Origin of the sequence: Agrobacterium sp. CFBP2214 (assembly GCF_030209895.1) — a bacterium.
Lineage (GTDB): Bacteria > Pseudomonadota > Alphaproteobacteria > Rhizobiales > Rhizobiaceae > Agrobacterium > Agrobacterium radiobacter.
On record NZ_JARVRC010000010.1, the window covers coordinates 62,044 to 79,617 of the forward strand.

The following is a 17,574-nucleotide window of genomic DNA, read 5'->3' on the forward strand; positions in this document are numbered from 1 at the left end:
TGGGCTAGAGCGCTGGCCCGGTTGTGTTCCATGGCGATTCGTAAAGTTCGTAAAGCGCAACGGCCGCGGCCCCCTGCGCCCACAATTCGTCGCTCGCAACATCGAAAACCAGTTCCGCGACACCGGCCAGCGATGGCGGCACGGCGGCGTTGTAGCTGTTGCGAATGCTGGCGATGAAAGGTTCGCCAAGTTCGAGGCTGGAGCCGGTGATGATGACCCGCGGCGGCGCAAACAGCGTGACGATATTGGCAAGTGTCAGGCCAAGTGCTGCGCCGGCGCGCAGGGCCGCCGCGATGAGATCGTGATCTTCGGCCGCAATCAGCGCATGGGCATGCTGCATGCCACGGCCGAGCCGGATCGCTTCGGCAAAACGCCCGTCCACCGGGCGCGAGCCTAAAATGGCATTTTCGCCCGCCTGGCTTGCCAGCCGCACCGTGCCTTCATTGGCAAGGCCGATGACGAGGTCGCCGAGATTGTGGCTGAGACCGCCCGCACCACGAAACAGCTGGTTCTGGTGCAGCACGCCAAGCCCGAGTGTCTGTTCCAGCGAAATCAGCACCATGTCTTCGAGATCGCGCGCATGGCCGAACCAGTGGTGGGCGAGCGTGATGGCGTGGGCGTCACTTTCGATGATGGTTGGCGAATTCAGCCGCGCCGTCATTTCCTCGGCAAAGTTGACGTTTACTTCGCGCAGGATAGGACTGCTGCGGATCCTGCCGGTGCGGTGTTCGATGACACCGGGCAGGCCGAGACAGACCATGTCCACATCCTCAAGCGAAAGACCGGCATCGACGACGCAGCGTCGTACGCCGTCTTCCACCAAATCGGCGATGACGCCGATGGGCTGGCGGTCGACGCGGATCGGCAAGGCAAGGGTGGACAGCACATTGCCGCAGAAATCGGTGACGACAAAAACCATGCGGTTTGCGGCGATCTTGGCGCCCACAACGCGGGCGGCATCCGGGTTCAGTTCCAGCATCACGCGCGGTCTGCCACGCGCCCCTTCGGTACGGATATCACCGATATGGCGGGTGAGAATCAGCCCGTCATCGAGCAGCGAGGCGGTAATCGCCGAAACGGTCGTGGTGGAGAGCTGCGTTCTTTCGCTGATTTCCACCCGCGAGATCGGGCCATGGCGGCGGATGCTATCAAGCACGCTCAGCCTGTTGATCGCGCGCATCAATTCGGGGTCTGCGGTCTTCATGAGGTCCTGCTGCGATCGGGTTCGATCTAAAACGAATTTATATCGGATTGCGGATTAAATAACGTCTGTCGGGAGGGGTGTGTCAAGCGGTTTGGGTAAAAAATTGGCAAACCGCCTTGACATCGGGCAGGGCGTGGGGTGAATTAATCCGCATTGGGGAATAAATGGTGAGGAACCCCAGGGAGGATCACGATCATGACGTATTGGCACGCAGGCGCAAGCCTGAGCGGCAGGCGGATTGCCTTTGCCGCAACGACAAGCATAGCCCTGATGCTCGGCGCGGCCAGCGCCTCGGCAGCCACGGTCGTTAAATGGATGCATGTGGAGCTGGACCCCAAATCTGTGGCTGTCTGGGAGGAGATTGCCAAGGAATATGAGGCCAAGCATCCCGATGTCGATGTTCAGCTGCAGTTCCTCGAAAACGAGGCCTTCAAGGCAAAATTGCCGACGCTGCTGCAATCCAATGACGTGCCTGACTTCTTCTACAGCTGGGGTGGCGGCGTCCTTGAGGAGCAGTCCAAGACCGGCGCGCTGAAAGATCTGACCGACGTTTTCGACGCCGATGGCGGCAAGCTGCGTCAGGCCTATAATGCGTCCGCAATCGACGGCCTGTCTTTTGACGGCAAGGTCTGGGCCGTGCCTTACCGTGTCAGCCTCGTCAGCTTCTTTTATAACAAGGAGTTGTTCGCCAAGGCCGGTGTGAAGGCGGAGGATATCAAGACCTGGGACGATTTCAGCGCCACGGTCAAGAAGATCAAGGAAGCCGGTATCGTCCCGATCGCGGGCGGTGGCGGTGAAAAATGGCCGATCCATTTCTACTGGAGCTATCTCGTCATGCGCAATGGCGGGCAGGCCGTGTTCGATGCCGCCCGCAAGGGCGAAGGCGAAGGTTTCATGAACCCGGCGATCATCAAGGCCGGTGAACAGCTGGCCGAGTTCGGCAAGCTCGAACCCTTCCAGCCCGGTTATCTCGGCTCCACCTGGCCACAGGCGCTCGGTGTCTTCGGCGACGGCAAGGCGGCAATTATTCTCGGCTTCGACAATACGGAAGCCAACCAGCGCAAGAATGCCGGCGACGGCAAGGGGCTCGCCCCTGAAAATATCGGCCGCTTCGCCTTCCCGGTTGTCGAAGGCGGTGCCGGCAAGGCCACTGATACGCTGGGCGGCCTGAACGGCTGGGCGCTCACCAAGAACGCTTCCAAGGAAGCGATCGATTTCGCGGCCTTCCTGACCAGCAAGGAAAGCGAAGAGAAAATGGCGACCGCCGGCATGATCCTGCCGGTTGCCACGGGTGCCGCCGGTGCGGTGAAGAACCCGCTGCTGGCGGATTCGGCAAAACAGCTTGCCGCCTCCACCTGGCACCAGAACTTCTTCGACCAGACACTGGGCGCCGCCGTCGGCCGCGTCGTCAACGATATTTCAGTCGAGATCGTTTCCGGCCAGATGACCTCCGAAGAGGGCGCCCAGCAGATTCAGGACGCATTCGAACTGCGCTGATCTGACGGTTTCCATTGCAGCGCCGCGAATGTGCGGCGCTGCGTATCTGCCTCCATGAAAGCGGATAGAGATGACGGATATTTCCATGACTTCTGCGTCCATACCGGCGCGCGGCGCGACAAAGGCCAAGCGCAAGCAAAGTTCGGTCGCGCATGACCGGGCGCTGACCCTTCTGGTGTTTCTGCCGCCCGCCCTGTTGCTCTTTACCCTGTTCGTCATCCTGCCCATGGGCGAGGCGGCGTGGTACAGCCTTTACCGCTGGAACGGTTACGGCACGCCGACCGATTTTGTCGGTTTGAAGAATTTCCAGGTCCTGTTCGGTAATGCCGCCTTCTCGCAGGCCCTTATGAATAACGGCCTGATCATCCTTATCTCTATCCTGATCCAGATTCCGCTGGCGATCTGGCTGGCCATGATGCTGGCGCACCGCATTCCCGGCGTCGTAGCCTTCCGGCTGGTGTTCTTTCTGCCTTATGTTCTGGCTGACGTCGCAGCGGGCCTGATCTGGCGCTTCGTTTATGATGGCGACTATGGTCTGTTCGCCGCCATTTCCAATTTCTTCGGCTTCGCAAATCCTTACGTGCTGGCCGACAAGGATGTGGCGATCTACGCCGTGCTCGGCGTCATCGTCTGGAAATATTTCGGTTTCCATATGATGCTGTTCATCGCCGGCCTTCAATCCGTCGACAAGAACGTGCTGGAAGCAGCCGAAATCGACGGCGCGTCCGGCTGGCAGAAATTCCGTTATGTCACGCTGCCGATGCTCGGTTCCACGGTGCGCCTGTCCGTCTTCTTTGCTGTGATCGGTTCCCTGCAGCTGTTCGACATGATCATGCCGCTCACCGGCGGCGGCCCGTCCAACTCCACACAAACCATGGTCACCTTCCTCTACACCTACGGCGTCATGCGCATGCAGGTGGGGCTTGGCAGCGCAGTCGGCGTCGTTCTCTTCGTCATCTGCGTGACGCTCGCCTTCGGTTACAAAAGGATTTTCATGCGCCATGACTGACACATCCACTTCCGTCCGCATGCCGCTGCAAACCAAGCTTTATCTTTATATATCGCTGAGCCTGATTGCGGCCATCGTGCTTATCCCGTTGCTCACCACCGCGCTCGGCGGCTTCAAGACGCTGGGAGACCTGCGCGTCAACCCCTTCGGCATTCCGGCCGAATGGCAATGGTCCAACTACGGCGATATCCTGCTTGGCAAACGCTATTGGCTGCAAATCTTCAACTCGCTGGTCATCGCGCTGCTGACGGTATTCCTGACGCTGACTGTCTCGGCCATGGCGGCCTTCACCTTCGCGCATGTGAAATTCTTCGGCTCGTCCTTCCTGCTCAACTATTTCCTGCTGGGGCTGATGTTTCCGGCGGCCACCGCCATCCTGCCGCTGTTCATCCGCATCCGCGATCTCGGCCTGCTCGATACCTATTGGGGTGTGGTGCTGCCGCAGGTAGCCTTTGGGCTGGGCATGAGCATTCTCCTGTTCCGCAATTATTTCCGTAATCTGCCGGACGAGCTGTTTCAGGCGGCCTTCGTGGATGGCTGCGGTTATCTACGCTTCTTCTGGCATATTTCCGTGCCGCTTTCGCGGCCGATCGTGGCGACCGTTGGCATCGTCTCCTTCGTCGGCAGCTGGAACAGCTACATCCTTCCGCTCATCATGCTGAATTCGGAATCGAAATATCCCTGGCCGCTCGGCATCATGGTTTATCGCGGCGAATTCGGCACGGAATGGCAGCTCGTTCTCGCCTTCATCACGCTGACGATCCTGCCGACCGTCATCGTCTTCTTCCTCGCACAGAAACACATCATCGCGGGCCTGACGGCCGGTGCCGTCAAATCGTGACGTGAAAGGAGCAAAAAATGGCTTCCGTCGAACTTAAGGGTATCCGCAAGTCCTATGCGGCGCTCGATGTCATCCACGGCATCTCGCTTGATATAACGGATGGTGAATTCATCGCGCTGGTCGGTCCATCCGGCTGCGGCAAGTCCACGCTTTTGCGCATGATCGCCGGGCTGGAGGAGATCACCGATGGGGATATTCTCATCGGCGACAGGGTGGTCAATGGCATGACCCCGCGCGAGCGCAACATCGCCATGGTGTTCCAGTCCTATGCGCTTTATCCGCATATGACGGTGGCCGAAAACATGGGCTTCAATCTGAAGCTCGCCGGCCAGCCGAAAAACGTCATTGAAGAGCGCGTTGCGGAAGCCGCCCGCATGCTCGATCTCGGCAAGCTTCTGGATCGCAAGCCCTCACAGCTTTCCGGCGGCCAGCGCCAGCGTGTCGCCATGGGCCGCGCCGTGGTGCGCAACCCGGCCGTCTTCCTGTTCGATGAGCCGCTGTCCAACCTCGATGCCAAGCTTCGCGTACAGATGCGCAGCGAAATCAAGGCTCTGCACCAGAAGGTCGGGACGACCTCCATCTATGTCACCCATGACCAGATCGAGGCCATGACGCTGGCGGACCGGGTGGTGGTACTCAATCACGGCCGCATCGAACAGCAGGGCACGCCGCTCGAACTTTACAAGACACCCGCCAATCTCTTCGTCGCCGCCTTTATCGGTTCGCCGGCTATGAACCTCATCGAAGGCGTGGTCGATGGCGAGGGTGACCAGCCCGCCGCCCGGCTGAAGGACGGCACCGCGATCCGCATTGCCGCCTCCCGCAAGGTCAAGCGCGGCCAGCCGGTGACGATCGGGCTTCGCCCCGAACATATCGGTTCGGCGATCGGCGGCGATATCTCGCTTACCGGACGGACGGTGCTGGTGGAACCGACGGGCGCGCAGACCCATGTGGTCTTCGAACTGGCGGGCGATCAGGTTACGGCAGTGGTGGATGGCGAGCAGCCGGTGAAGGTGAACACCCCGTTTGCAGCCACCGTGCATCATGAGCGTGTGCACGTCTTCGACAGGGCGAGCGGACTGGCGCTTTAAGCGCCTCCCGTCTTTTAAATGAAATACGGAAATTCTCTTGCCCCTCCGCTTTTGGGGCTTGTTTGAAAATCACGAGCGGTTAGCTTGGCGCTTGGGAACAAAGCGGGTTACCGCGCAACTGTATCGATGCAGGAGGAGATTTTTATGAGAACGATCAAAGGGCCGGGTCTTTTTCTCGGTCAGTTTGCCGGTGATGCAGCCCCCTTCAACAGCTGGGATGGCATTACCAAATGGGCGGCGGAAAAGGGTTACGCCGGTGTGCAGGTGCCGACCTGGGCCGGACAGCTGATCGATCTCAAAAAAGCGGCGGAATCGAAGGATTATTGCGACGAGTTCGCCGGTGTCGCGCGCCAGAACGGCGTGGAAGTAACCGAGCTTTCCACCCATCTGCAAGGTCAGCTCGTCGCCGTTCACCCGGCCTATGACGAGGCCTTTGACGGTTTTGCCGCACCGGAAGTGCGCGGCAACCCGAAGGCGCGTCAGCAATGGGCGGTGGAGCAGGTGAAGCTCGCGCTGAAAGCCTCGAAAAATCTCGGCATCAAGGCGCATGCGACGTTTTCCGGCGCGCTTGCCTGGCCGTTCGTCTACCCGTGGCCGCAGCGTCCGGCCGGTCTGGTGGAGGCAGCCTTTGACGAGCTGGCGAAACGCTGGACGCCGATCCTCGATTACGCCGATGAGCAGGGTGTGGATGTCTGCTACGAAATCCATCCGGGTGAAGATCTCCATGACGGCGTGACGTTCGAGATGTTCCTCGAGCGGGTGAAGAACCACAAGCGCGCCAACATGCTCTACGATCCCTCGCATTACGTGCTGCAATGCCTCGATTATCTCGACAATATCGACATCTACAAGGACCGCATCAAGATGTTCCACGTCAAGGATGCGGAGTTCAACCCGACCGGGCGGCAGGGCGTTTATGGCGGTTATCAGGGCTGGGTGAACCGCGCTGGTCGCTTCCGTTCGCTGGGCGACGGGCAGGTTGATTTCGGTGCGGTCTTCTCCAAGATGGCGGCCAATGATTTTGACGGCTGGGCCGTCGTCGAATGGGAATGCGCACTGAAACACCCTGAAGACGGCGCCCGGGAAGGGGCGGAATTCGTCAAGGCGCATATCATCCGCGTCACGGAAAAAGCCTTTGACGATTTCGCATCAAGCGGCACCGATGATGCGGCCAACCGCCGTATGCTTGGGCTTTGAAAGCATTTCAGGGGAGATATTATGGCTATTGAAGGAAAGACAACCGACAAGGCGAACAAGCGGATTCGCCTTGGCATGGTCGGTGGTGGTTCGGGCGCATTTATCGGCGGCGTTCACCGCATGGCGGCGCGGCTCGACAATCGTTTCGATCTCGTGGCAGGGGCCCTGTCCTCGACGCCGGAAAAATCCCTCGCTTCCGGCCACGAGCTGGGGCTCGATCCCGAGCGCTGCTATGGTTCGTTCGAGGAAATGGCCGAAAAGGAAGCGCTGCGCGAGGATGGCATCGAGGCGGTGGCGATCGTTACCCCCAACCATGTGCATTATCCGGCAGCGAAGGCGTTTCTGGAGCGCGGCATCCATGTCATCTGCGACAAGCCGCTGACCTCCAATCTGGAAGACGCCAAAAAGCTGAAGCAGGTGGCCGACAAGGCCGATGCACTGTTCATCCTCACGCACAACTACACCGGCTATCCGATGGTGCGGCATGCGCGGGAACTGGTGGAGTCAGGCGCGCTCGGCACGATCCGTCTGGTGCAGATGGAATATCCGCAGGACTGGCTGACGGAAGCGGTGGAACAGACCGGCGCGAAACAGGCCGTCTGGCGCACCGATCCGGCTCAGTCCGGCGTCGGCGGCTCCACCGGCGATATCGGCACCCATGCCTATAATCTCGGTTGCTTCATTTCCGGTCTGGAAGCGGATGAGTTGGCGGCGGATGTGCATACCTTTGTCGAAGGCCGCCGGCTGGATGACAATGCGCATGTGATGCTGCGCTTCAAGCCGAAGGGCGGCAAGCAGGCAGCCAAGGGGCTACTCTGGTGCAGTCAGGTTGCGGTCGGTCACGAAAACGGGCTGAAGGTCCGTGTTTATGGCGACAAGGCCGGCATCGAGTGGACGCAGGCCGATCCGAACTATCTCTGGTTCACGAAGCTTGGCGAGCCGAAGCAGCTCATCACCCGTGGCGGTGCCGGGGCAGGAGCTGCGGCAGCACGCGTCACCCGCATTCCGTCCGGCCATCCGGAAGGTTATCTCGAAGCCTTCGCCACCATCTATACCGAGGCGGCGCACGCCATCGAAGCCCGCCGCACCGGCTCGGCGCTCGATAAGGCGGTTATTTACCCGACCGTCGATGACGGGGTTAAAGGCGTCGCCTTTGTTACGGCCTGCATCGAGTCCGGCAAGAAGAATGGCGGCTGGGTGAAGCTGTAAGACGAGGTTGCGGCATATTTCTTCTCCCCGTTGCCGGGGAGAAGATGCCCCTGACGTCATCTGCCGACGGGATCAATTGACGCGTGTCGTCTGTCGCTGCACCCGTTCCGTTATGGGGCAGCCATCCTGGAGCTTGGTCCAGGACGAAACGTTGAGCTTCATCTCGCAGCGCGCGAGATAGGAGCCACCGTCGACCTTCAGGCAGGATGTCTGGCCGAGTTCGAACATGGTGCCGCGATTTCGGCATTTGCAATTATGGGCATCCGCCAAGGTCGGAATAAGGGCCATGATCAGGCCAAGTATGAGCACTCCAGTACGCATGGCTGAGGCTCCAAAGAATATACCGCCAGATTACTCCTGTCCGAGGGCATAGTCAAAAACGGCCTTTGCCTGTGATGCGCGCCCTCTGCGGGCAGCAGCCCCTGCGAATTCCCCCGCTAGCACCCGATCAAAATCGCCCTGATATCATTCACATTCGTCAGGGTCGGACCTGTGACGACAAGGTCTCCTACCGCCTTGAAAGCGGTGTAGCTGTCGTGGCTTACGAGCGACTGACGCGGATCGACACCGGCTTCGCGCATGCGGGCAAGCGTATCCGGCGTCACCACAGCACCCGCCGCATCCTCGACGCCGTCTATGCCGTCGCTATCGCCGGCAATGGCCCAGATCTCGTCCGCACCTTTCAGCGTCAGCGCAAGGCTCAGCAGGAACTCCGTGTTGCGGCCACCCTTGCCGGCTGGCCCCTTGCCAATCGTGACCGTGGTTTCGCCGCCGGAAAGCAAAACGGCCGGACCTTTTAGCGGCAGGCCCTTGCGGCTGGCGGAGAGCGCTATGCCGGCCATAACAGCGCCGACGTCCTTGGATTCGCCTTCCAGCGAATCCCCGAGGATGAGCGGCGTAAGCCCGAGTTTCACGGCCTCATCAGCTGCCGCCTGCAAGGCGAGCGAAGGGGCCGCGATGAGCCGGATATCCTCGTCGATATCGCCGGCCTTCGGGGTTTCCTCGCCTTTTTCCAGCACCTTGCGCACGTTTTCCGGAAGATCGAGCGCATAACGGGAGATGATTTCCCGCACGGTTTCGATGTCGCTCGGATCGGCAACCGTCGGGCCGGAGGCGATTTCCGAGGGGTCGTCGCCCGGCACGTCGGAAATCAGCAGCGAAACAACCTTGGCCGGTCTGGCAGCCAGTGCCAGCCGTCCGCCCTTGATGCGGGAGAGATGCTTGCGCACGGCGTTCATGTCGGAAATCGTCGCGCCGCTAGCAAGCAAAGCGCGGTTGACGGCCATCTTGTCCGCAAGTGTCATGCCTTCGGCCGGTGCCACCATCAGCGCCGAACCGCCGCCGGAAATCAGCGCGATCACCATGTCGTCGGTGGTCAATCCCTCGACGGCGGCGAGAATGCGTTTTGCCGCTTCCGCGCTCCTATCGTCGGGCACGGGATGGGAAGCCTCGATGATCTCGATATGCGCAGTCGGGACGGCATGGCCGTAACGCGTGACCACCACACCCGAGAGATCGACATGTGGCCATGCCGCTTCAAGCGCTGCGGCCATCGCGGCCGAGGCCTTGCCGGCGCCCACCACCACGCACCGGCCTTTGGGCGGAGATGGAAGGTGGTGTTGCAACACCTTTGCCGGATCGGCGCTGGCGACTGCAGCCATGAAGATGCGGTTGAGGGCGTCTCTTGCGGACGTGTCGTTCCATGCGCTCATCGGTTCATGCTCCGATCCAGAGGAAGCCGAGCGCAAACAATGCCGGCAACGCCTGAATGAACAGGATCTTCATATTGGCTGTCATGGCGCCGAAAATACCGGCCACCAGAACGCAGGTAAGGAAGAAAACCTTGAAGCTCAGCCCTTCATCGCCCTGCGTGAGCCCATAGATCAGCCCCGCTGCGAGAAAGCCGTTATAAAGGCCCTGATTGGCGGCAAGCACTTTTGTTTGCCGGGCAAAATCCGCCGAAAGACCGAAGGCCTTGCGGCCGGCCGGTTTTTCCCACAGCAGCATTTCCAGAATGACGATGTAAATATGGATGGCCGCAACCACGGCAATCAGAATGCTGGCGATCATCGGCGGTTTCCTCCAAACCATGATGTCCGTTGCCGTTGTCAGGGTGAACAGGCGGCGAGCGGTCACTTCCGTTTTAACGTCGGGACGAAGGGCTGCAAGGCCAGAATCTCCTCTTCCCGTGCAAACTGTTGAAGAGCGGCAACCTGTTGCTTGACTCTTTGCTGAAATAGGAACAAAACAAGAACAATGGAGATGAATAACCGGAATTGAAACCTGTCATGCCATGCAAAAGCGCGCGGATCAGTTGCTCGTTGTCGAAGAGCTGCGTGAAAGGCTGGAAAGGATCGGTAACGGCCCTGAGCGGCTGCACGAGACCTTGCCTTTCGGCGTGGATGCCATCGACCATCGCCTGCCGGGAGGCGGGCTCAAGCTCGGCTGCCTGCATGAGGTAAGCGGCGGCGGCAATGGCGCTGCCGATGGCGCGGCGGCCGCCCTTTTTGCGGCTGGTGTGGCGGCAAGGCTTTCCGGCAAGGTTTTATGGTGCGTCACCCGGCGGGATCTGTTCATGCCGGGGCTGACGCAGGCCGGCCTTTCGCAGAACCGGCTCATCATTGTTGAATGCCGCGATGAGAAGGGCGTGCTCGACTGTTTCGAGGAGGGCTTGCGCTGCAATGGTTTCGGCGCGGTGATGGGTGAGGTGGCAAAACTGCCGATGAACGCATCGCGACGGCTGCAACTGGCGGCGGAAACCTCCGGTGTTACCGGCATCGCCATCCGCCGTTTCCGGCGTGCGGCCGATGCGGCGCTGTACGGCGAACCGACGGCGGCGGTGACCCGCTGGCGCATCTCCGTCCGTCCTTCTTCGCCCTTGCCGGTGCCGGGGGTGGGCAGGCCGCGCTGGTTTCTCGAGCTTTTGCGATGTCGCGGCGGCGAAAGCGCTGAATTTGAAGTGGAAGCCTGTGATGCAAAGGGTCGTATCGCTCTACCTGCCGACATGGCCGACGGATCGCTTCCGGCGTCTTTCGGGAGAGAACGCGCCGCCGGTTGAAAAGCCGCTGGTCATGATCGGCCGCCAGGGCAGCCGCCGGCTGGTGCTGGCGCTCGACAAAGCGGCAAAGGCGGCGGGCATCCGGCCCGGCACGCCGGTCAGCAAGGCGCAGGCGCTGGTGCCGGGCCTTCTGGTGGAAGATCTGGATGCAGCTGGAGATGCCCGCGCCCTGCAGCAGCTGGCCTTTCATTTTCTGCGCATCTATGCCCCCATCGTCGCCGCCGATACGCCTGATGGGCTGGTGCTGGACACGGCGGGAGCGGACCATCTGCACGGCGATGAGACGCTGATGCTGAGCGGGATGGTCAACCGCCTGCATGCCGCAGGCTTTGCCGCCCGCGCGGCCATTGCCGATAGCTGGGGTGCTGCCCATGCGCTGGCCCGCTTCGGCCGCGAGCAGATCAGCATCATACCGCCGGGCGGGCAGCGGGCGGCGATCAACGGCTTGCCGCTTGCTGCGCTGAGGCTGGAGGAGCGTATCGTTTCAGGGTTGAAGGTGCTCGGCTTCCGCAGCATCGGCGAGCTTGCCGAAGCCCCGCGTGCGCCGCTGACCCTGCGTTTCGGTCCCGAAGTCGTCCGGCGTCTTTCCCAGGCTTTCGGGGAGATCGGCGAACCTATCGAACCGGTGCGCGTGGCCGAACTGGTGGAGGTGCGGCGCGCCTTTCCCGAGCCGATTGCGGCGGCGGAAACGATTGCCCGTTATACGCAGAAGCTGGTCACGGGGCTTTGCTCAGCACTTGAAAAACGCGGCCTTGGCGCCCGCCGGGTCGATCTGGTGCTGCACCGGGTCGATAGCGGCCTGCAGGCGGTACGCGCAGGCACCTCCAGACCGGTGCGCGACATCAAGCAGCTTGTCCGGCTTCTGACCGACCGTATCGACACCATCGATCCCGGTTTCGGCATCGAGATGATGGTGCTGACCGCCACCCATGCTGAGCCGCTTCTCGCCGCGCAGGCTCGCTCCTCGCTTCTGGAGGAGGGACGTGCGGACATCGCCGATACGGTCGATGTCATCCTCAATCGTGGCCACAGGGTCTATCGTTACGCGGCGGTGGCGAGCGATGTGCCGGAACGCTCCGTTGCCCGCGTTGCGGCGCTTGCATCTGAGGATACGCTCGGCTGGCCCGGCCACTGGCCGCGCCCGGTCAGGCTTTTTGCAAGGCCGGAACCCATCGAGACGCTGGCGCTGCTGCCGGATCATCCGCCGCGTTATTTCATCTGGAAAGGCGTGCGCCATAATGTGCGGCGCGCTGACGGGCCGGAACGGGTGTTCGGCGAATGGTGGAAACGCGACCGGGAAAAGGAAGCCGTGCGCGATTATTTCACGGTGGAAAATGAAAGCGGCGAGCGCTTCTGGATTTTCCGCTCCGGCGATGGCGAACATGCCGAGACAGGCTCGCAGGGCTGGTTCATCCACGGGGTCTTCGCATGAGCACGCCGCGTTATGCCGAACTTCAGGTGACCACGCATTTTTCCTTCCTGCGCGGCGCAAGCTCCTGCGAAGAGCTTTTCGAACAGGCCAAAAACCTCGGCATCGAGGCGCTGGGTATCGTGGATCGCAACAGCCTTGCGGGCATTCCCCGCGCTTACGAGGCGGCAAGTACCTACGGCATCCGGCTCGTCATCGGTTGCCGGCTCGATCTGGACGACGATCTTTCCGTACTTGTCTACCCCATGGATCGCCCGGCTTACGGTCGGCTTTGCCGGCTGCTTTCCGTGGGCAAGAAAAGGGGCGGCAAGGGCAAGTGCCGGCTGACATGGGACGATCTCGTCGCCTATGGCGAAGGCCTGATCGTGGTGTTGCTCGCCGATCTTGCGGATGATCTCTGCGCGCTTCGCCTGCGGCGGCTCAAGGCTGCTTTTGCGGATCGCGCCTATATGGCGCTCAGCCTCAGAAGACGTCCCAATGACCAGATGCGGCTTTTCGAATTGTCGAATATGGCTCAAGTCGCAGCTGTACCGACGGTGGTCACCAACGATGTGCTGTTTCATGTGCCCGAGCGGCGCATGCTGCAGGATGTCGTCACCTGTATCCGGCATAATTGCACTATCGACGAGGCGGGTTTCCGGCGCGAACGGCATGCCGACCGTTATATGAAGCCGCCGGAAGAAATGCACCGGCTTTTTGCCCGCTACCCCGAAGCGCTCTCCCGCAGCCTCGAAATCATGAAGCGCTGCAAATTTTCACTGAAGGAACTGGTCTATCAATATCCCGAGGAGCGCAGCCTGCCGGGGCTGACGGCGCAGCAGGCGCTGGAGAAGATGGTCTGGGAAGCGGTGCCGGGGCGGTATCCGCAAGGTTTGCCGGAGAAGGTGGAAAAGGCGCTCAAGCATGAGCTGGCGGTTGTCGGCAGGTTGCAATATGCGTCCTATTTCCTGACCGTGAGTGCCATTGTCCGTTATGCGCGTTCAAAAGATATCCTATGTCAGGGGCGCGGTTCGGCAGCCAATTCGATTATCTGTTTTGTACTTGGCATCACCGCCATCGACCCCGCTCTTTTCAGCAATCTCGTCTTCGAACGTTTCGTTTCCGAAAACCGGGGAGAACCGCCTGATATCGACGTGGATTTTGAACACCAGCGGCGCGAGGAAGTCATCCAGTGGGTTTATGACACTTACGGCCGTGACAAGGCGGCGCTCTGCTCCGTTGTTACCCGTTATCGTGGGCGCGGAGCGTTGCGCGATGTCGGTAAGGTTCTGGGCCTACCGGAAGATCTAACGAAGCTTCTATCCTCGCAGGTCTGGCGCTGGAGCGAGGGTGTGGGTGAAAAGCAGGTGAAGGAACTGAACCTCAATATGGAGGATCGTCGCCTGAAGCTTGCCTTCGAATTGGCCAACCAACTTGTCGGCACACCGCGCCATCATAGCCAGCATCCGGGCGGCTTTGTGCTGACCCATAACCGGCTGGACGAACTGGTGCCGATCGAACCCGCCGCCATGGATGATCGCCAGATCATCGAATGGGACAAGGACGATATCGATGTCGTGAAATTCATGAAAATGGATTGCCTGGCGCTCGGCATGCTCTCCTGCATGAAGCGCGGCTTCGATCTGCTGGAGGCGCGCACTGGAGAGAAATATGATCTCGCCGCCATGCCGCCGGATGATGGTCCCACCTATGCCATGATCCAGAAGGCCGATACGCTCGGCACATTCCAGATCGAGAGCCGGGCGCAGATGTCGATGTTGCCGCGCCTGAGGCCGAAGGAGTTTTATGACCTCGTCATTCAGGTCGCCATTGTTCGCCCCGGCCCCATTCAGGGGGATATGGTGCATCCCTATCTGCGTCGCCGACAGGGAAAGGAGCCGGTTCGTTATGAAAAACCGGAACTGGAAAATATTCTGAAAAAGACGATGGGTGTTCCGCTGTTTCAGGAGCAGGCCATGCGGATCGCCATGGATTGCGCCGGTTTTACCGCAGATGAGGCGGACCAGTTGCGCCGAGCCATGGCGACCTTCAAGAATGTGGGTACCATTTCCAAATTCAGGGAAAAGCTCGTCACGGGCATGGTGGAGCGTGGTTATGAGCAAGAATTTGCCGAACGTATCTTCAAGCAGCTCGAAGGGTTCGGCAGCTATGGTTTTCCTGAAAGCCATGCGGCCTCCTTTGCGCTGATCGCCTATGCCTCCTCATGGCTGAAATGCCATTATCCCGATATTTTCTGTACGGCGCTTCTCAATTCGCAACCCATGGGGTTTTACGCCCCGGCGCAGATCGTGCGTGATGCGCGCGATCATGACGTCGAGGTGCGTCCGGTATGCGTTAATAACAGCCGTTTTGATTGCACGCTGGAGCCTACGGGCAAGAAGAATGGGAATGGTAAAGAGCGCTACGCCGTGCGGCTTGGCCTGCGCATGGTGAAGGGACTCTCTAACGATCACGCAGCGGATATCGTCGCCGCCCGGCAGGATCGGCCTTTTGCCTCGGTGGATGATCTCTGGCGAAGGGCGGGCGTTCCCGCCGCTGCCCTCGTCTGTCTCGCCGAAGCCGATGCCTTTTTACCGTCGCTTTCGCTTGCCAGACGCGAGGCGCTCTGGGCCATCAAGGCCTTGCGGGATGAGCCGCTGCCGCTTTTCGCCGCCGCCGCCAGTCGGGAAAATGCCGTGGTGGATGAGCTTCAGGAACCCTCCGTCGCGCTCAGGCCCATGACTGACGGTGGTGAGGTGGTGCAGGATTACGGCCATGTCGGACTGACGCTGCGCGAACATCCCATGACATTCCTGCGGCGCGATCTTTCCCGCCGCCGTATCGTCACCTGTGCGGAGGCCGTGCGCGCCCGTGATGGCGCATGGCTGGAAACGGCGGGTCTGGTGCTGGTGCGCCAGCGCCCCGGCTCGGCAAAGGGGGTGATCTTCATGACACTGGAGGATGAGACGGGCATCGCCAATGCGGTGCTGTGGGTAAAAACCTTCGAAAAATACCGGCGCGTGGTGTTGTCCGCCGGCATGGTTGGTATTTACGGCAAGATCCAGCGGGAGGGTGAGGTGGTGCATCTGGTCGCCCATCGGCTGACAGATTTGTCGGAGGCGCTGGCCAGCGTGGGCGAACGCAACCATGCCTTTCCCCTGCCGCATGGGCGTGGCGATGAGTTCCACCACGGCATTCCACCGGATGATCACCGCACTATCAGGAAGCATCCGCCGCCTGCCGTGGATGATGCGGACGAGGTGGAGCGGATAAAGGTCATTTCCCGCAATTTTCACTGAAGGCGGCTCAGATCACCTTTTGCGCGCCACGATGTAAGGACGATTGTCATTGCCCTTTGTCGCGTGGATTTCCGTGGCCAGAATGTCAAAACCGCCGGCGTTTATATGCCGGCCAAGCTCGGCCGCGTTGAACACGCCGGCAAAGGGCGCCTTGCCGATCACACGCATCGCCGGCAGGACAAGGCGGATAAACGGGTTCATATCCCTAACGCAGGGGGTCTTGGTGATGAACAGCCCGCGCGGGCCAAGCAGGGAATGAATGTGCTGCAATGTGCCGCGCAGGTCGCGCACCAGATGAAGATAGTTGAAACCCAGCACCACGTTGAACTGATGAGGGTCGGGCGCAAGCGTTTCCACGGTCGCAGTGCTGAAAACGAGGTTCGGGAGAGGGCCGGCGGCGTGTTTTCTTTCCTCGGCGATTGCGATCATGCCGGCGGAAATATCCGTCGCAAGATAGTCTTTGACGCTGCACGCAAGCCGGATCGCCGTTGTCCCGGTGCCGCAACCCAGTTCCAATACCCTGTCATCCGGATTCAGCAGGGCACGGGTCCGCTCCAGCGTGCGCTCATATCCGGCCTCATCCGAAATCCTGCCCTTTGCATATTTCCGAGCGGTCCGGTTCCAGAAACGGGCGTCGTCGGCAATACTCATGGTGGATGCTCCCCGGACGGCGCCCTTCCGCTTCGGGCGGATCTGCTCTCACGCGGATATCCTATCCGGTTTGTTTGTAGCTTTTAAGCCGCATCCTCCAACCCGGCCGTGTCCTTCCGGCGAAACTGGCTGGGCGGTGCGCCGAGCACGCGTTTGAAGGCGCGGCTGAAGGAGGCTTCGGAATCGTAACCGAGTTTTTCCGCCGCCAGCGTCACGCGCATGCCTTCGCGCAGCCACAGCCGTGCCTGGTGCATGCGCACGCGCACCACATAGCGCGCCGGGCTTTCGCCCACCACGCGGGTGAAGCGCTCCGCGAAACTGGAGCGGGAAGCGCCCATCAGGGAAGCAAGTTCCTCCACGCTCCAGTCCTTTTCGGGATTGAGGTGGATGGCGGCCAGCACCCGTCCGAGTTCGGGGTTGCGCACCGCAGCCAGCCAGCCGCTGGAATCGCCGCAGCCATATTCCACCCATGTGCGGATCAACGTCGCGGTCAGCACATCGGCAAGCCTTGCCAGAATGCCGCCCGCACCAACGCGGTTCAGTTCCACCTCACGCGTCATGGCCTCCAGCAGATGCGGAATGGCCGGATCGCTTTTGGCGAGATCACTGGTCAACATCACATCCGGCATCAGCTGCAGGAGGGGGTGCAGATTATCCATGTTGAAACGCATCGAAGCGGTAAAGGCCACGGTATCGCCGCCGGCGCTGGCGCATTGCAGGTCGAAAACGCCCTGGCAGACTTCCTTCTTGCCGAAACGGTCGAAGGGGGTAGGCGTCACATCCTCGCCGCTACCCAACACATGGGCGTGGCCGCGGGGCAGAAGAACGGCGTCGCCGCATGTCAGCGTCAGCCACTCGCCGGAGGGTTTGCGCAATTTCGCCTGGCCGACACCGATGAAATGGAACCGTGCCGCTTCCTGCTCGGGAAAAGCTGTCGCCCAGGGGGTGGCCATGCGGCATCGGCCGTATTCCACGCCGTCGAGCCTCAGGCCACGCAACATTTCCGTCAGGGCATCATTCATGGCGCTCTCGCAAATTTGGATGTTTGGTTAAGGAATACGGATTTTCTAGCATGGAAACGCCGGGCTGTCACGCATAGCTTACGACCAT

The 17,574-nt window shown here is 60.7% G+C and carries 15 protein-coding genes; 9 read left to right on the forward strand and 6 right to left on the reverse strand.

The window, feature by feature from the left end; genetic code table 11:
* Positions 1 to 4: 4 nt before the first annotated feature.
* The gene (locus QRN60_RS21595; protein WP_003506508.1) at positions 5 to 1,204 is read right to left on the reverse strand and encodes an ROK family transcriptional regulator; all 1,200 of its coding nucleotides are present in this window, start codon (positions 1,202 to 1,204) and stop codon (positions 5 to 7) included.
* Between the two features lie 195 nt (positions 1,205 to 1,399).
* On the opposite strand from QRN60_RS21595, the gene QRN60_RS21600 reads away from it, so the two are divergent.
* The 6 genes from QRN60_RS21600 to QRN60_RS21625 all read left to right on the forward strand — a co-directional run bounded on the left by QRN60_RS21600 (position 1,400) and on the right by QRN60_RS21625 (position 8,048).
* Positions 1,400 to 2,701, forward strand: coding sequence for an ABC transporter substrate-binding protein (locus tag QRN60_RS21600; protein WP_003506509.1), 1,302 nt, complete (start codon positions 1,400 to 1,402; stop codon positions 2,699 to 2,701).
* Between the two features lie 70 nt (positions 2,702 to 2,771).
* The gene (locus QRN60_RS21605; protein WP_003506511.1) at positions 2,772 to 3,710 is read left to right on the forward strand and encodes a carbohydrate ABC transporter permease; all 939 of its coding nucleotides are present in this window, start codon (positions 2,772 to 2,774) and stop codon (positions 3,708 to 3,710) included.
* Positions 3,703 to 4,551 carry a carbohydrate ABC transporter permease gene (locus QRN60_RS21610; RefSeq protein WP_003506513.1) on the forward strand — a complete coding sequence of 283 codons (849 nt, stop codon included), beginning with the start codon at positions 3,703 to 3,705 and terminating at the stop codon, positions 4,549 to 4,551. The genes QRN60_RS21605 and QRN60_RS21610 overlap by 8 nt, the downstream gene beginning before the upstream one ends.
* A gap of 17 nt (positions 4,552 to 4,568) precedes the next feature.
* A complete protein-coding gene (locus tag QRN60_RS21615; protein ID WP_003506515.1) occupies positions 4,569 to 5,642 on the forward strand; it encodes an ABC transporter ATP-binding protein in 1,074 nt (357 codons plus the stop codon).
* A gap of 144 nt (positions 5,643 to 5,786) precedes the next feature.
* Entirely contained in the window at positions 5,787 to 6,839 is a 1,053-nt protein-coding gene (locus tag QRN60_RS21620; RefSeq protein WP_003506516.1) for a sugar phosphate isomerase/epimerase family protein, read from the forward strand.
* Positions 6,840 to 6,860: 21 nt separating this feature from the next.
* Complete coding sequence (locus QRN60_RS21625; RefSeq protein WP_003506517.1) at positions 6,861 to 8,048, forward strand: Gfo/Idh/MocA family protein; 1,188 nt, start codon at positions 6,861 to 6,863, stop codon at positions 8,046 to 8,048.
* A gap of 72 nt (positions 8,049 to 8,120) precedes the next feature.
* Here the strand turns inward: QRN60_RS21625 and QRN60_RS21630 are convergent, their stop codons facing one another.
* The 3 genes from QRN60_RS21630 to QRN60_RS21640 all read right to left on the reverse strand — a co-directional run bounded on the left by QRN60_RS21630 (position 8,121) and on the right by QRN60_RS21640 (position 10,118).
* Positions 8,121 to 8,369: a hypothetical protein gene (locus QRN60_RS21630; protein WP_003506519.1), complete on the reverse strand. Its 249-nt coding sequence runs from the start codon at positions 8,367 to 8,369 to the stop codon at positions 8,121 to 8,123.
* Positions 8,370 to 8,485: 116 nt separating this feature from the next.
* Positions 8,486 to 9,760 (reverse strand): glycerate kinase type-2 family protein, encoded by a 1,275-nt coding sequence (locus QRN60_RS21635; protein WP_111817740.1) that lies wholly within the window; start codon positions 9,758 to 9,760, stop codon positions 8,486 to 8,488.
* A 4-nt stretch (positions 9,761 to 9,764) separates the two neighbouring features.
* Positions 9,765 to 10,118 carry a DUF1304 domain-containing protein gene (locus tag QRN60_RS21640; protein WP_020011788.1) on the reverse strand — a complete coding sequence of 118 codons (354 nt, stop codon included), beginning with the start codon at positions 10,116 to 10,118 and terminating at the stop codon, positions 9,765 to 9,767.
* Positions 10,119 to 10,341: 223 nt separating this feature from the next.
* Here QRN60_RS21640 and QRN60_RS21645 point away from each other — a divergent pair, with 223 nt between their 5' ends.
* From QRN60_RS21645 to QRN60_RS21655, 3 genes are read left to right on the forward strand one after another with little or no spacing between them, the layout of a single operon-like run.
* A complete protein-coding gene (locus tag QRN60_RS21645; protein ID WP_111817739.1) occupies positions 10,342 to 11,106 on the forward strand; it encodes an ImuA family protein in 765 nt (254 codons plus the stop codon).
* Positions 11,021 to 12,538, forward strand: a complete 1,518-nt coding sequence (locus QRN60_RS21650) for a Y-family DNA polymerase (RefSeq protein WP_060724709.1) — start codon at positions 11,021 to 11,023, stop codon at positions 12,536 to 12,538. The genes QRN60_RS21645 and QRN60_RS21650 overlap by 86 nt, the downstream gene beginning before the upstream one ends.
* Positions 12,535 to 15,813, forward strand: a complete 3,279-nt coding sequence (locus QRN60_RS21655; protein WP_111817738.1) for an error-prone DNA polymerase — start codon at positions 12,535 to 12,537, stop codon at positions 15,811 to 15,813. The genes QRN60_RS21650 and QRN60_RS21655 overlap by 4 nt, the downstream gene beginning before the upstream one ends.
* Before the next feature lie 12 nt (positions 15,814 to 15,825).
* Here QRN60_RS21655 and QRN60_RS21660 read toward each other — a convergent pair whose 3' ends face one another.
* On the reverse strand, positions 15,826 to 16,464 hold the full coding sequence (locus QRN60_RS21660) for a class I SAM-dependent methyltransferase (RefSeq protein ID WP_060726864.1): 639 nt from the start codon (positions 16,462 to 16,464) through the stop codon (positions 15,826 to 15,828).
* 83 nt (positions 16,465 to 16,547) lie between these two features.
* On the reverse strand, positions 16,548 to 17,486 hold the full coding sequence (locus QRN60_RS21665; RefSeq protein WP_003506534.1) for an AraC family transcriptional regulator: 939 nt from the start codon (positions 17,484 to 17,486) through the stop codon (positions 16,548 to 16,550).
* Positions 17,487 to 17,574 lie beyond the last annotated feature (88 nt).

Coding starts and splice junctions, on each gene's coding strand:
- QRN60_RS21595 (WP_003506508.1), bottom strand. CDS start 1,204: ATGAAGACCGCAGACCCCGAATTGATGCGCGCGATCAACAGGCTGAGC.
- QRN60_RS21600 (WP_003506509.1), top strand. CDS start 1,400: ATGACGTATTGGCACGCAGGCGCAAGCCTGAGCGGCAGGCGGATTGCC.
- QRN60_RS21605 (WP_003506511.1), top strand. CDS start 2,772: ATGACGGATATTTCCATGACTTCTGCGTCCATACCGGCGCGCGGCGCG.
- QRN60_RS21610 (WP_003506513.1), top strand. CDS start 3,703: ATGACTGACACATCCACTTCCGTCCGCATGCCGCTGCAAACCAAGCTT.
- QRN60_RS21615 (WP_003506515.1), top strand. CDS start 4,569: ATGGCTTCCGTCGAACTTAAGGGTATCCGCAAGTCCTATGCGGCGCTC.
- QRN60_RS21620 (WP_003506516.1), top strand. CDS start 5,787: ATGAGAACGATCAAAGGGCCGGGTCTTTTTCTCGGTCAGTTTGCCGGT.
- QRN60_RS21625 (WP_003506517.1), top strand. CDS start 6,861: ATGGCTATTGAAGGAAAGACAACCGACAAGGCGAACAAGCGGATTCGC.
- QRN60_RS21630 (WP_003506519.1), bottom strand. CDS start 8,369: ATGCGTACTGGAGTGCTCATACTTGGCCTGATCATGGCCCTTATTCCG.
- QRN60_RS21635 (WP_111817740.1), bottom strand. CDS start 9,760: ATGAGCGCATGGAACGACACGTCCGCAAGAGACGCCCTCAACCGCATC.
- QRN60_RS21640 (WP_020011788.1), bottom strand. CDS start 10,118: ATGATCGCCAGCATTCTGATTGCCGTGGTTGCGGCCATCCATATTTAC.
- QRN60_RS21645 (WP_111817739.1), top strand. CDS start 10,342: ATGCAAAAGCGCGCGGATCAGTTGCTCGTTGTCGAAGAGCTGCGTGAA.
- QRN60_RS21650 (WP_060724709.1), top strand. CDS start 11,021: ATGCAAAGGGTCGTATCGCTCTACCTGCCGACATGGCCGACGGATCGC.
- QRN60_RS21655 (WP_111817738.1), top strand. CDS start 12,535: ATGAGCACGCCGCGTTATGCCGAACTTCAGGTGACCACGCATTTTTCC.
- QRN60_RS21660 (WP_060726864.1), bottom strand. CDS start 16,464: ATGAGTATTGCCGACGACGCCCGTTTCTGGAACCGGACCGCTCGGAAA.
- QRN60_RS21665 (WP_003506534.1), bottom strand. CDS start 17,486: ATGAATGATGCCCTGACGGAAATGTTGCGTGGCCTGAGGCTCGACGGC.